General features: G+C 64.0%; 12 protein-coding genes and 1 pseudogene. 3 read left to right on the forward strand and 10 right to left on the reverse strand.

Annotated elements, in window-relative coordinates; genetic code table 11:
• Window positions 1-480 precede the first annotated feature (480 nt).
• A complete protein-coding gene (locus GAU_RS20000) occupies window positions 481-1533 on the reverse strand; it encodes a BON domain-containing protein (protein WP_015895732.1) in 1053 nt (350 codons plus the stop codon).
• A 218-nt stretch (window positions 1534-1751) separates the two neighbouring features.
• Here GAU_RS20000 and GAU_RS20005 point away from each other — a divergent pair, with 218 nt between their 5' ends.
• Entirely contained in the window at window positions 1752-2408 is a 657-nt protein-coding gene (locus GAU_RS20005; protein WP_015895733.1) for a hypothetical protein, read from the forward strand.
• A 75-nt stretch (window positions 2409-2483) separates the two neighbouring features.
• On the opposite strand, the gene GAU_RS20010 is transcribed toward GAU_RS20005, so the two are convergent.
• The 3 genes from GAU_RS20010 to GAU_RS20020 form a co-directional block, all read right to left on the reverse strand.
• Window positions 2484-4028 (reverse strand): sigma-54-dependent transcriptional regulator, encoded by a 1545-nt coding sequence (locus tag GAU_RS20010; protein WP_169307746.1) that lies wholly within the window; start codon window positions 4026-4028, stop codon window positions 2484-2486.
• Between the two features lie 164 nt (window positions 4029-4192).
• Window positions 4193-4831 carry a TIGR00730 family Rossman fold protein gene (locus GAU_RS20015; RefSeq protein WP_015895735.1) on the reverse strand — a complete coding sequence of 213 codons (639 nt, stop codon included), beginning with the start codon at window positions 4829-4831 and terminating at the stop codon, window positions 4193-4195.
• Window positions 4828-6282: a DUF2156 domain-containing protein gene (locus GAU_RS20020; protein ID WP_015895736.1), complete on the reverse strand. Its 1455-nt coding sequence runs from the start codon at window positions 6280-6282 to the stop codon at window positions 4828-4830. Before GAU_RS20020 ends, GAU_RS20015 begins: the two co-directional genes overlap by 4 nt.
• On the opposite strand from GAU_RS20020, the gene upp reads away from it, so the two are divergent.
• The gene (gene upp, locus GAU_RS20025) at window positions 6281-6928 is read left to right on the forward strand and encodes a uracil phosphoribosyltransferase (protein WP_015895737.1); all 648 of its coding nucleotides are present in this window, start codon (window positions 6281-6283) and stop codon (window positions 6926-6928) included. The genes GAU_RS20020 and upp overlap by 2 nt on opposite strands.
• A gap of 21 nt (window positions 6929-6949) precedes the next feature.
• On the opposite strand, the gene GAU_RS20030 is transcribed toward upp, so the two are convergent.
• Entirely contained in the window at window positions 6950-7603 is a 654-nt protein-coding gene (locus GAU_RS20030) for a DUF2225 domain-containing protein (RefSeq protein ID WP_015895738.1), read from the reverse strand.
• 217 nt (window positions 7604-7820) lie between these two features.
• Here GAU_RS20030 and GAU_RS20035 point away from each other — a divergent pair, with 217 nt between their 5' ends.
• Complete coding sequence (locus tag GAU_RS20035) at window positions 7821-8777, forward strand: hypothetical protein (protein ID WP_015895739.1); 957 nt, start codon at window positions 7821-7823, stop codon at window positions 8775-8777.
• 78 nt (window positions 8778-8855) lie between these two features.
• Here the strand turns inward: GAU_RS20035 and mnmE are convergent, their stop codons facing one another.
• The 5 genes and pseudogenes from mnmE to rpmH all read right to left on the reverse strand — a co-directional run bounded on the left by mnmE (window position 8856) and on the right by rpmH (window position 12777).
• Window positions 8856-10235 carry a tRNA uridine-5-carboxymethylaminomethyl(34) synthesis GTPase MnmE gene (gene mnmE / locus GAU_RS20040; protein ID WP_052574570.1) on the reverse strand — a complete coding sequence of 460 codons (1380 nt, stop codon included), beginning with the start codon at window positions 10233-10235 and terminating at the stop codon, window positions 8856-8858.
• Window positions 10236-10241: 6 nt separating this feature from the next.
• Window positions 10242-11954, reverse strand: a complete 1713-nt coding sequence (gene yidC / locus GAU_RS20045) for a membrane protein insertase YidC (protein WP_015895741.1) — start codon at window positions 11952-11954, stop codon at window positions 10242-10244.
• Between the two features lie 22 nt (window positions 11955-11976).
• Window positions 11977-12219 carry a membrane protein insertion efficiency factor YidD gene (gene yidD / locus GAU_RS20050; RefSeq protein ID WP_015895742.1) on the reverse strand — a complete coding sequence of 81 codons (243 nt, stop codon included), beginning with the start codon at window positions 12217-12219 and terminating at the stop codon, window positions 11977-11979.
• Window positions 12216-12590, reverse strand: a pseudogene (gene rnpA, locus GAU_RS20055) (ribonuclease P protein component); the annotation flags it as partial. The pseudogene rnpA and the gene yidD, both read right to left, overlap by 4 nt.
• Before the next feature lie 22 nt (window positions 12591-12612).
• Window positions 12613-12777: a 50S ribosomal protein L34 gene (rpmH, locus tag GAU_RS20060; RefSeq protein ID WP_015895744.1), complete on the reverse strand. Its 165-nt coding sequence runs from the start codon at window positions 12775-12777 to the stop codon at window positions 12613-12615.
• Between the last annotated feature and the right edge of the window lie 206 nt (window positions 12778-12983).

A 12983-nucleotide genomic window follows, 5' to 3' on the forward strand; every position in this document is an offset into this window, starting at 1 on the left:
CGGAATTCGTGACACCATCGTCGGCGCCGTTTGGTTGTGACAGTATAAGCAGCCCGCGGTAACAGCACAGTGACGGAGCGCATTATGTGCGCTACGGCATATTTCTCCACCACTCGAAGACATTTTTCGCGTCGCATCACTGAAGTCACACCGCGGGCACACTCCATGCGATGCCACTCCTACTCTGTCACGGAGCTGGCACGTCTCAGGAACCAGCACCCTCATTTCCCCCACAGCATCAAAACGGCCGGGGTTGGCGGCCCACATGGAGCCCCGTGGTGGCGACTCCGGTATTGGACGGTCCGCTGGAGTGCTTTTCGCGCCAGCAGGCGCCACCGAGTCCTTTCTCCATCTGCCGAGGGGGCAGAGGACGCCGCCGAAACGCGGCGGTGGCGATGGTGGACACCGATATCTTCGCGGGCCGCACCTCGGGTATCATCCCGCGATACCCGACGCGCAGCCCGCCATGTCCGCCGAGGATCAGCTAGTCATCGGCGATCGCTTGCCCTGTTTTCCGTCGGACTGATCAGCGCCGGACTTTCGGTCCGATGATCCGTCCTGGTGGTCCTGGCCATTCCTGGCCTTCTGACCATCCGCGCGCTGCAGACGAATCTGATTCTGCACTTCGCGCACACCCGCCACACGATCGGCAAGGTCTTCGGCCAAACGCTTCGTACGGCGATCGGTGGTGGTGCCGGAAAGAGTCACCTCCCCCCCATCCACCTTCACCTCGATCTCGCTCGCGTCGATCATCGCGTGCCGCTCGAGCTGCTCGCTCAATTCCTCCTGGATGCGCTCGTCGGAACGCTTCCACCCCTTCGGTCCACGACCGCTGAAGTTCGACCGGGAGGAATTGGTGTCACGGGAATCCCACGACGCGTCGAAGTCCTGCTCGCGCTGAGCGTAGCGGGAATCGCTACGTCCCTTCTCCATGTCCTGGATGAACTCGGCGCCATAGTACGGTGCATCCGTGCGATGCTGGTCGTACGAGCCGTTGCTGGGACGTGCGCCGTAGCCCCGGCCGCCGTTGAAGCCTCCTCCGCCGTACCGATCGCCACGCGTATCGCCATATCCGGGCTCGTTCTGACGATCCGCATACTGACCGTTGTACGGACCGTTCGGTGAACCGTTCTGGCCACGATCGTAATGCGTCGGCGCCACCGTGCGGTGGTTGCCTTGATAGCGATCCATGTCCTGACCGTATCCATCTGCCTGATTGGCCGCGCCATTGCGGTACCGTGATGATTCCCGCTCATACGGCTCCCACTCGGCATTTCCGCGACTCCGGTATGTCTCTGAGCGATCACGTGACGACGGACCATCAGCGTACATGCCATCGTCATTTCTCGAACGGGAGGCGTTCGGCGAGTGGCGTTCGTCCGGACCCTGCTGCCAATGCCGATCGTCGCGCATGCGCGCCTCGTCAGCGTCGTACCGCGTATCACGCTCCCGTCCCTGCTGGTAGCGCTGGTAGTAGTCCTCACCATGGTACTGATCGCGGTACGGATTTCGGGTATGCTGTTCGCGAGCCATGTCATCGCTCCGGTATTGAAAGGATGTCGCGTTGATCTGTTGACCTTCGCCGCACATACCAGTGGCAATCCGCGTGCCGCACACGGGCGAAACTGTCACATCGTGTGTCCAATGACACGACACATGACACTTCACTGCGCTACGTCACGGCGCGTGCGCGAATCTGTGCACATTCTCTCCACATCGTGTGATTCAATCCGACGCTGGAGAGCCCACACATGATGCGATGTGACGATCTCGCTGCCACTGCAGCCTTCGTGGTGCACAGTCCGGTGCGCTGGGATGCAGCCTGGCAGCGGCCCCAGGAGATTTTTTCCCGCCTCGCGCGAACATGCGACGTGCTCTACGTGGAGCGGCCCGTCTTTCTCGACGATGTCCGGCGACCGGCGCTCGATTGCACCGAGCCCATGCCCGGCATTCACCGAATCGTGCCGCGGTTGCCGGTCATGTACGCGACGATCGAACATGCCGCGCAAATGATGGTGCGCACCCTGTTGCTGGAGTGGATCGATGCAAACGCCGAGTGCCGGGCGCGATTCGAAAGCCCGATCCAATGGTACGGGACTGCGACACCGGCGCCGGTCATGCTGGACGCCTTCGATGCACGGGCCATCGTGTATGATCGCGTGACCGACGAGGACCTGGAGGACCAAACGCGCGCGAGCGTCGACGACGCCGTGCATCGCTCCGAGCGACCAGGAACAGCAGCCACCGATACACATCATCAACGATGCCTCGGCGAACGATTGCTGCTCGCGCATGCGGACATTGTCTTCAGTACGGGTCGGACGCTCTCCGAAAAGACGCAGGCGTGCTGGGAACGGATGGTCGCGGAGATGCTGTGCCTCGCCCGCCTGCCCTTCAGAACCGCTTGACCACCGTGTCCGCCTATGTCCGACTGACGTCACGAACCGGGGCGCGCTGCATTGCACGGCGCCCCGTCCAATGCCCTAGTTGTCGCGGAGACCCGGGGTGCGCATGTGTCGTCGTGTCAGCAACTTCTGCAGACTCTGGCGATGCAGACCGATCGCGCGCGCGGTCTGCGCAATGTTGCCCCCATGCCGGGACAACGCCGACGTGAGATACGCGCGATCAAACTCATCCAGCGCAACCTCCCGTGCTTCCACAAGAGGAAGTTCCTCGAGCGGTGACACGATGCGCGCACCCGAAGTCACCACGGGCTCGGACTGCGTCTCAGAATCCGCCGCGTCCATCGAGAATCCGCCGGACACGGTGACACCGGCAGGCAGATCGGCGGGCGTGATCGCCGGACCATCAGAGAGAATCACCGCCCCCTCGATGCAGTTGCGCAGTTCGCGGATGTTCCCGGACCACGTGTGCGCGGCCAACAACGCCTGCGTGGCGGCATCCGGCAAACGCACCGGCAACCCATGGCGCTCTGCGAACAGACGCACAAAACGCTCAGCGAGCAGCGGAATATCCGCCGGACGATCGCGCAATGCGGGTAGTTCGATACCGACGACATGAAGTCGATAGAGTAGATCTTCACGGAAATCGCCCCATGCCACCAACTGCGGCAAGTTGCGATGGGTGGCGGCAATGACCCGCACATCAACCGAGGTGATCTTCGAACCGCCCACACGCATCACTTCGTGGCTTTCGAGTGCGCGCAGCATCTTGGCCTGTGCCGACAGCCCGAGATCGCCAATTTCGTCGAGAAAGAGCGTGCCCCCATGCGCCGCCTCGAACAGTCCGGCGCGATCGCGTAGCGCGCCCGTGAATGCACCACGGGTGTGTCCGAACAGCTCGGACTCCACCAACTCTGACGGCAGCGCCGAACAATTCAGTGCCACAAAGGGCTGATCGCGGCGCGGGCTGTCGTTGTGCAACGCGCGTGCCACCAGTTCTTTGCCCGTGCCACTTTCGCCGGTGATCAGCACCGACGCATCCGTCGCAGCCACTCGACGGATACGGTGGAACACCTGATGCATGCCAGGGGTGCTCGCAAACATCCCGTGAAACTCGAGGTGCGATCCGGGCGACACCGCGGTCTGCTGCGGCAGCGCGGGCTCCTCGGCCGCCTTGAGGAGACGTTGCAGTTCCCCTGCTTTCAGGGGGAGTGTGAGACGCCCGATAGGGCCATGTGGCAGCGCCGGCAAGCGATCGTGACGCGCCGGCAAGGCATCGAACCAGGCAATGGGCAACGTGCTCTGGTTGCCGCGGATGGCCTGCAGCAGTTCGAGACCATCGTCGGTACACAGGCGCTGATCACAGAGTACCAGGTCGATCTTTGCCGGCCCGACCATACGACCCAGTCCTCCAGGATCCTCGGCATGCAACACCTCGAGCTCCACCGCCTCGAGACTGCGTCGCAGCGCCGCGTGTGCCTCTGCACATGCCGTTACGACCAACACTCTGGTGACCGGTCGCCGATCCTGCAGGTACGGCCGCCTGCCGATCGGCCCCACACCACCGGGACCGTCATCCCAACCCGACAGTGGGCGGTGCAACGGATGTACGGTTCCAACATTCATCTCGAGCATATCGCCTCGTCTGCAGGCACGGTGTCGCGTCAACGCGCCATCGCGTGCCTGCGGTATGCGTCATTTCTGGTGAACACATGCAATCTTGAGCACGCACCCCTTGTTTTCTGTGACAAAGGGGCCAAAATCGCGCATTGGCGCGTGACTACGGCTGCTCAGGTCTCACCGAGTCGCATCCATCGGCGCACAACGGGCGCATCGAACGTCGAAAACGCTTCCAGCAGTTGTGCGGGATCATCATGGGAAAGCAGCCAGCGGCGTGGTGTGCCTCGCAGGAAACCTTCTTCTTCTGCCTGGTCGAGCAATCGCTGCAAGGGCGCCCAGAAGCCATCCACATCCAACAGGCCGATCGGCTTGCGGTGCACGCCCAGTTGTGCCCAGCTCCACGTCTCGAAGAATTCCTCGAACGTGCCGATCCCTCCGGGCAGCACCATGAACGCATCCGACAGCTCCGCCATCATGGCTTTGCGCTCATGCATGGAATCGACGATGTGCAAGGCCGTCAAACCGGTGTGTGCCACTTCGCGTTGCACCAATCCGTGTGGCATCACACCAATCACTTCACCACCAGCCGCCATCGCCGAGTCCGCGACCGCACCCATCAGTCCGGTGCGACCACCGCCATACACCACGGCCAATCCGCGCGCCGCCAGCAGCGCACCAACACGCCGGGCCGCTTCGAGATACGCAGGCCGAGCGCCTTCATTCGAGGCGCAATAGATGCCGATGCGATGCAGTGGCGCGATCGGAGCGATCGATTCGAGAGCAGGAGCCGTGTCAGCGGGCGAGTTCATGCAGGAAAAGTAGCAGGCCTCGTGGCCAGGATCTGCAGTCGACGCCACGCGCCCCACAACACCGGTGCGGTCAGTGCAGGCGCCAGACAGGCGAGACCGACCACCAACGATGCCAACACGCCCGTACGCTGCGGCCAATTCCATATCACGGCCTGCGAAATCGTCAGCAACGCATCACCGGATACAGCCAGCGCCAACACACCGCCGAGTTGTGCGGCACGTCGACGCACGACCGCGCCGCGTTGCGCGGCCAGATATCGCAGCCGCCAGAGCGCGATCACCAGCAATACATCGAAGAACACCCACGCGGCATGCACCACGGGCGACGGAAACCAGGGCGTCGTGGGTACCAGCGCCAACAGGACGGTCCACGGCACGAGCAGCCATTCAAGCAGACGCAACAGTGGCGCGGGCCCTCGGGCGATCGTACGCACGCCGAACCACCACAGCGGTCCACCGGCAAACGCCCGCAATCCATCGTACAGCGCCAACCAGCGCACATTCTCGCGTGGCCATGCGAGATAGATCGGCTCCCATCCATCGGGACGCAGCTTGCGCTTGAACGCGGCCAGTCCGTCGAAATTGAACAGCGGCCGTGAAGCGCGGCGGATCTTGGCCAGCCATGGTGCAATGGGTCCATGCAACGGTGCGAGCCCCAGCGTGGCCCAGGACACGCCTTCGGTCTGCATCTCGCGCATCGCCTGATCCACCAACAACTCCGCGGTGCCGTTGGGCGCTTCGGGGTCGCGCAGCAGATGCTCCAGCAACCATCCGCGGCGCGCCGGTACCGGTGCCATCGACAACAGACCAACCAGATGGTCACCGCGTAGTGCCACGAAGGTGCGGCGCCAGCGAGCACCCGTGCGCAGATCCACATCCACCAGAAAGCGCATCGGTGGCATGCTGCGGGTGGCGTGCCATCGGCGAATGAGCCGATCAAAAGTGTCGTGCCATGCCGCCGACAATCCGGCTTCTGGCGTCAGTGCCCGGACTACCACCCCCTTGGCGCGCGCCCGACGCAACTGCTCCCGCAACGAGCGATGTCCGCGCAGATGCGCTTCCCATTCCTGCGGATTCCATATGGGCTGCTCGCCGATCAACCAGCGATCGAGCTGGTGCGAACGCAGCAGCCGCCCTTCCGTGGCGAAGAATGCCACACGCCCATCGGTGGCGCGCCGGCGCACCATGAACGATTCGGCCACATCCACCAGCCGATCGAGCGGCGCGACGGGCTCTCCAGCGGTGACCACACCACCTGGCACCCTGACGTACGCGACATACGCATCGGCCGCCACATCGGTCGGGGAGGTCGCAGGGCGCGCCGTCGCGTCGGACACGTCGACCTGCATGCCGCGATTCAGCGCGGAGAACGCCGTGGCCGTGCGCCCCTCTGCGTGCAGTATCGCAGAGATAGCGAGGACCGCGTCGGACGGGCTACCTTGCCCCATCATGTCTTCACCGCTCGACTTTCCCACCCTGAGCATCGTAGACCACCCGCTGGTGCGTCACAAGCTCACGCTCCTGCGCGATCGCGCCACGCCCACCAAGCAGTTCAAGGAGCTGGTGGACGAAATCGCGATGCTGATGGCGTACGAGGCCACACGCGACCTCGTGCTCGAGCCCAGTTCCGTGGACACGCCGCTCGAGACGACCGGTGGATGGACGGTGCGAGGCAAGAAGCTCACACTCGTCCCGATCCTGCGGGCGGGGCTGGGCATGGTCGAGGGCATCCTGCGCCTGATTCCCTCGGCGCGAGTTGGTCATATCGGACTCTACCGTGACCACGATACGCTCGAACCGGTCGACTACTACTTCAAGGTCCCCGGCGATGTGAGCGAGCGCGATTTTCTGTTGCTCGACCCGATGCTTGCCACGGGTGGCAGTGCGTCGGCCGCCGTGACGTCACTCAAGCGGGCCGGTGCATCGCGCATCCGCTTTCTTTGTCTGGTCGCTGCCCCGGAAGGCGTGCGACGCCTGACGGCCGATCATCCCGATGTGCCGATCCTGACGGCCTCCCTCGACCGGGAGCTCAATGAACACGGGTACATCCTGCCTGGCTTGGGCGACGCCGGCGACCGGTTGTTCGGAACGCGCTAACAGGCTTTCACTAAGCGCGTTTCAGGTGAACCACTCGCGTGGTTCGACCTTTTGCTGCTCGGCCGTCATCAGGATCCAGCTCTGGCCGACGGGGTCGGTGATCTCGGCAACGACACGGTCGAACCATTCGGCAGCCTGCCGTTCGTCGCCGATGCGTCGCCACAGCTCACCGACGAGATACGTGATCACGGCGCGCTCGTCGGCCGGAACAGTATCAAAATCGGCCAGCGCGTCCATGAAGCGCCATGCGGCCTTCCGGCGAAAGAAACGCTCCGCTTCGGTGTCCTGTTCATCCACGCAGCACCAGGCGGCGCGGAGATAGAGGTCTGCCAGATAGCGTGGATCGTTGCCCTGCCATTCGGCCACCTTCGCCGCGTGTTCGTACTTGAGTGAGCCAGACGGACTGGCCTCGTGCAGCGTGGGGGCCAGATCATCCCACACCTGCTCGCGCAGCAGGTCGCTCAGTGCCACATCGTCATCAAAATCGCGGGTGACACCAGCGTAACCACATTGTGTGCACAGATGTACGAAGTACGGCAATGGCTGCATGCCGCTCGCACGCTCGTGGAAGTCGGTGCGCTTGCCGCCATGTCCGTTCGTCGCCACAACCGTCTGGGAGCGAAAGTCGCTGGCGCAGACGGGGCAGGTGAGTTCAATAAGATTGAGCGTTGTCATGGTCGGGGCGAGTCCGGGTTCCTGCTTCGATTCTGAGTGTCGGCAGCAACCCGGGGTGAGTTGAACGTCAAGCGGCTCCGTACAAATCCCGACGGCGGAATCGTGCCTTGTTGTCGACTCTCTGGCGGGCTATCTTGCCGCGTCTCTTCATGCGTGTGTGCGGCGAGTGGTACGCGGTGTTCCACGATCGCGCCGGCTTCCCGAGTCCGGGTCGTTGATGTTGATCAATCTCGTTCCCGATTTTCTCGCCGTACTCGACGCCGCTGATCGCCATGCGGCGTATCTTGCGTATTTCGAGCGCCATCGTGCGCTCCTGTCGGCGTACTGGGACAACTATGTCCTCGAGCCCTCCGGCCCCCACTTCGAAGAAGTGGTGCGCGCCACCGTGGCCGCCGACCGCAGCGATCTGCTCGCGCTGCTCGCCAACACGGACATCGTTGCCCTGGCACGCAGCACCGAAGAGAAGGTCCGCACCCTGCTCGATATCGATGTCAGCTACGACATCGTGCTCATGGTAGGCGTCGGCGCGGCCAACGCCGGGGAATTGGTGGTGAACGGCCGTGGTGTCGCCTTTGTGTGCCTCGAGCACTTCACCGGTGTCGCCAACCCCGACACGCAGGGGCTGGGGCTCGATCCAGAGTTGATTCCCCTCTGGCTGGCGCACGAAATCGCCCATGTCGTGCGATACACGTCGCCGAGCAGTCGCAGCATGATGCGCGACATCGTGCTGGACGCCGGTGGGTACTATTCGTATTGGGAAACCGGACGGCAGGCGCCACTGCGTGAGCTGCTGATGAACGAAGGGCTCGCCGTGCAAGTCTCGCGCGCCGTCAGCCCCGGTCACGCCACCTGGGAGTATTTCGGGTTCGCGCGACGCCAGTATGCCCGCACGCGGGAAATCGAGCCCGTGCTCCATCGCGCCGCCACCCGTGACTTCGACCGTGCCGCGCTCGGCTTACGCCTGCGGTATCTGTCGGGTGGCATGAGCGACGAGGCCCGCACCGTCGACCGAGTCGTGCTCCCTGAGCGCGCCGGGTATTTCCTGGGCGCACGCCTCGTGGAATCGGCGATCAATGCGCGCGGCTATTCCTGGTCGGTGCGCGCCAGTGCTGAAGAACTGGCCGCCGCGGCCGAACCGATGATGGAGCGCCCGCGACTCACCGTCGTGAGCTGATTGCCGCGATCGGCGGTGTTGTTGTGCACTGGTTCGTGCGCTGTATCACAGTATCGGTGACACGAGTTGGGTGACGCACTACTTGCCGATGCAGAAGTCCCGGAAGACCCGATCGAGTACATCGTCCGTATCGATGGTGCCGATCAGATCACTCAGTGCCTCACGCGCGGTGAACAGATGTACGGCGGCAACAGGCGCCGGCAATGCACCACTCGTCCAGGCATCCAGGAACGCACGCACTTCATCTCGCGCGTTCGTGAGCCCCGCCCGATGACGCTCTCGCGTGATCACGGCATCGTTTGACGCGCTCACCACCGCCGTTGCCCCCAACGCCGTGTCGATCGCCTGCAGCAGCGATGTGAGGCCCTCGCCGCTTTCGGCACTCACCAGATGGATGTTCACCCATGTGGTTTCCGGTCCGATGAGATCCCACTTGGTGTGCACGGCCAGCACCGATGCGGCGGTATGGGGTGCCAACGCCTCGATGGTCTGCACCACGCTTTCCATATCGTCACCACACGCCAGCACCACCTGCGCCTGCGCCAGATAGCGGCGGCTCACCTCGATGCCGAGCTGTTCGATGGGATCGGTGGTGTCGCGCAATCCAGCGGTGTCCACCAGACGCAGTGGCCACGGCGTGCGATCGAGCAGCGCTTCAATGGCATCACGCGTGGTGCCCGCAATGGGCGTGACGATGGCGCGTGATTGACCCAGCAGTGCATTGAACAGCGACGACTTCCCGGCGTTGGGCGGTCCCGCGAGCACCACGAGGGCCCCGTCGCGCACCATCGTACCGGCGGGCGCAGTACGCAACAGCGCGTCCAGTGAGCTCACCAGCCGCTCGCCCGCGTCGGTGATGCGCGAGGCGGCGATCGGACCATCGTCCTCTTCGGGAAAGTCGATGTCGTAGGCGATGAGCGCTTCGAGGTGCACCACCTCTTCCCGCAGCGCCAGCAAACGCCGCGACAGGCCGCCATCGAGTTGGGTCAGCGCCTGCTGCTGCATGGCCGATGTGCGCGCATCGATGATGTCGGCCACGGCCTCGGCCTGCAGCAGGTCGAGACGCCCGTTGAGCACCGCGCGGCGCGTGAACTCCCCCGGGAGTGCCGGCCGCGCACCCGCCGCAATACATGCCGCCTGCACACGCATAGGCGCGATGTGGCCACCATGCGTCGTGATCTCCACGGTCATTTCCCCTGTGTACGAACGCGGCGGGGCAAACCAGGTCACCAGCACTTCGTCCAGCGGCTCTCGGCTCACCGGATCGTGCAGCACGGCGCGCAACGCGTGGCGGGCCTCGGGTTGGCCGGTGTCGTACGCACCGAGGGCGCGAGCGATATCCACCGCTCGCGCCCCCGAGAGTCGCACCAGGGCGACCGCCCCACGTCCGGGCGGGGTGGCCAGGGCAACGATGGTGTCGTCACCCCCAGCGATCACCGCCGCCGGCGCATGCTGCATGCGCCGCTATCCCCGCACGAGCGGCGCAGCCTTGCTGCGCTCGCGCGAAATGAGCCACTGCTGCGGCAGCGACGCGAGGTTCTGAATGAAGTAGTACAGGTTCAGACCCGACGCCATGTTCACGAAGAAGATCAGCATCATCGCCGGCATCAGGTACATCATCATCTTCTGCTGCTCGTTGGCCTTGATGCCGCGCATGCCCAGCCACGACAACACCAGTGCCGTGATGGCCACGAGAATCGGGATGATGTAGTACGGGTCCTTCACGGAGATGTCGGGGAACCACAGGAACGACACGCCGCGGAATTCGATGGTGTTCTGGAACACGAAGAACAGCGCGAAGAACACCGGCAGCGGAATGAGCATCGGCAGGCAGCCCGACAACGAGCTGAATGGGCTCATGCCGTGTTCCTTGTACACCTGCATCATGGCCGCCTGCAGCTTCTGCGGGTCGCCCTTGTGACGCGCCTGAATGGCCTGCAGTTCCGGCTGAATGCGCTGCATCTGCATCGAGCTGCGCATGGCCCGCTGATTGAGCGGCCACAGGATGATGCGCACGGCCACACCGAAGATCACGAGGATCCAGCCGTAGGAGACACCAAGCGTCTTCTTCATCCACAGCAGCAGCGTGATGACCATCGTGGCAAACGGCTGCACGATGCCCTGGATCCAGCCACCGTAGGGATTCGACGTTTCGAATTCGCGGCCCATGGCGACGAGGCGCTTGAACTCCTGCGGGCCCACATACGCTTCGAACGCCACGTTGCCGGCCTTGAGCGGCATGACCAGCGTGGCTTCACCACGCGTCGCGGCTTTGGCAACGCGCGGCCCACCCGTGAAGTTCGCTTCCAGGAACGGCGTGCCGCCCTTCGGGGTGAGCACGCCGAGCATGAAGTACTTGTTCTTCGCCACGGCCCACGTGAGCGGACCCGGTTCGATGCGACGCTCACCCGGATCGAGTGAGCGGAACGTGACCCCCTTCGCGCTGCTCAACTCGGGCTTGTAGGCGTACGCGAGGTGATTCTGATCTTCCACCGAATCGGCTTCCGAGCTGCGGAAGCCACGCGGCAGATCCACGAGCAGGAAGCTGGTCTCCGGAACGCCGGTCACCGCCGCCGCAACCGCCACATGGTAGCTGTCGGGCTGGAACGAGTAGCTGATCGAGACCTGACGTGGCGTGCCGGCCACGGCGGCCAGTTCGGTTTCGTAGCGCACCGTGCTCACGCCGTTGTTGCTGCTCTCGGCGGTCCGAAAGATCTGCTTGTCGAGTGCGATGGTGTCACCGGGCACGACGAGGCGGAAGCTCAGCAAGCGATCGCCCGGTCCGGCGAGCTCCACGGAACCTTCCTTCGTGCGTCCACGATTGGACAGCGCCTGATAGCGCGTCATCGTGGCCCCGACGAGGGCCGCGCCCTGGTTCGTGGTGCGGTAGTCGGCCGATGCGGTCTTCACGACCGTGGTATCCACCGACAACTGTACCGGTGTGGCCAACAGCGCCGCTGAATCGGCGGGCGTGGCACCAGCGACCGGTGCAATGGGGCTTCCGCTGACCCGTGCCGCCGCCGCCGCGACCGAATCACGCAGTGAGTCGGCGGCCAGTGAGTCACCGGCGACGGCCATGCTGCCCGGCACCGGCTTCGCGGTTGGGAACAGGTACGGCGTCAGAATCAGGACCGCGGCCATCAGAACGACGGCGAGGGCGATGCGGCGTGGTTCCATGATATAGCTGAGAGAGAAGTGCTCAGGGCACCGGATCAAATCCGCCAGGGCGGAACGGATGACACCGCGCAATGCGTCGCATGGCCAACCATCCACCTCGGAGCGCGCCGTGTTTTTCCAACGCTTCGATGGCGTACGCTGAGCAGGAAGGATAATACCGGCACGCTCCCCCGAAGATGGGCGAGAGTGTGAGCTGATATCCGCGAACGAGCAAGACCAGCAGCGTGCGCGGCCATGTACGGATATCCATACGCCTGGTGCTCATGCCGGTGGTGACGGTGCGCCATGCGGCGGTGCGCCATGCGGAGGCACCACATGCAGGCGCGCGAGCCGCGCGGCGAGCTGCTGCACTTCCTCACGCAGCGCCTCGAACGGGCGATCGTAGGCGGAGGGCACGACGCGAAGCACCACGTCACAGGCAGGAGCGGTCGGCAGCACATACAACCGTACGAGCTCACGCAGCCGCCGTTTCAGGCGATTGCGTGCGACGGCCGAGTGCTTGTAGCGCGGCACCACAAACCCCACGCGGGCAAATGCAAGAAGGGAAGCAGTGGTACGCGCCTCCATGGACGCGCTGCGCACTCGCTTCCCTTCCAGTCGAACCCGCTCAAGCTCCGGCCCGCGCGTCAGTCGCTGCGCGCGCGGGAAGGAGCGGGAATCAGGCGCCCGCGTACTTCGACGGGAGCTTGACGGTCAGCTGCTTGCGCCCCTTACGGCGGCGGCGAGCGAGGACTTCGCGACCCCACTTCGTCTCCATGCGCGCACGGAAACCATGCTTGCGGATACGACGCGTGTTGCGCGGACGATAAGTGGGCTTGCCCATGACAAACTCTGACGGAAACGGATTGACGTGGTGACGGAAATAGCCTCGGAACTTACCCCGCCCGGTAGCGTCCGGTCAAGGGGTCCCGCTCGCCAAATGTATCTCTGACAACGAGTTGCCCACCAACCCCTCCACTTGCTTGCGAACACGTATCGGCCAGAGGGGCGAACGATTAGACATGTCCAGCCGAAGCCCGGTCGATTGAC

The organism is Gemmatimonas aurantiaca T-27 (assembly GCF_000010305.1).
GTDB classification, from domain to species: Bacteria; Gemmatimonadota; Gemmatimonadetes; order Gemmatimonadales; family Gemmatimonadaceae; genus Gemmatimonas; species Gemmatimonas aurantiaca.

Coding starts and splice junctions, on each gene's coding strand:
- GAU_RS20000 (WP_015895732.1), bottom strand. CDS start 1,533: ATGGCTCGCGAACAGCATACCCGAAATCCGTACCGCGATCAGTACCAT.
- GAU_RS20005 (WP_015895733.1), top strand. CDS start 1,752: ATGATGCGATGTGACGATCTCGCTGCCACTGCAGCCTTCGTGGTGCAC.
- GAU_RS20010 (WP_169307746.1), bottom strand. CDS start 4,028: ATGAATGTTGGAACCGTACATCCGTTGCACCGCCCACTGTCGGGTTGG.
- GAU_RS20015 (WP_015895735.1), bottom strand. CDS start 4,831: ATGAACTCGCCCGCTGACACGGCTCCTGCTCTCGAATCGATCGCTCCG.
- upp (WP_015895737.1), top strand. CDS start 6,281: ATGTCTTCACCGCTCGACTTTCCCACCCTGAGCATCGTAGACCACCCG.
- GAU_RS20020 (WP_015895736.1), bottom strand. CDS start 6,282: ATGATGGGGCAAGGTAGCCCGTCCGACGCGGTCCTCGCTATCTCTGCG.
- GAU_RS20030 (WP_015895738.1), bottom strand. CDS start 7,603: ATGACAACGCTCAATCTTATTGAACTCACCTGCCCCGTCTGCGCCAGC.
- GAU_RS20035 (WP_015895739.1), top strand. CDS start 7,821: ATGTTGATCAATCTCGTTCCCGATTTTCTCGCCGTACTCGACGCCGCT.
- mnmE (WP_052574570.1), bottom strand. CDS start 10,235: ATGCAGCATGCGCCGGCGGCGGTGATCGCTGGGGGTGACGACACCATC.
- yidC (WP_015895741.1), bottom strand. CDS start 11,954: ATGGAACCACGCCGCATCGCCCTCGCCGTCGTTCTGATGGCCGCGGTC.
- yidD (WP_015895742.1), bottom strand. CDS start 12,219: ATGAGCACCAGGCGTATGGATATCCGTACATGGCCGCGCACGCTGCTG.
- rpmH (WP_015895744.1), bottom strand. CDS start 12,777: ATGGGCAAGCCCACTTATCGTCCGCGCAACACGCGTCGTATCCGCAAG.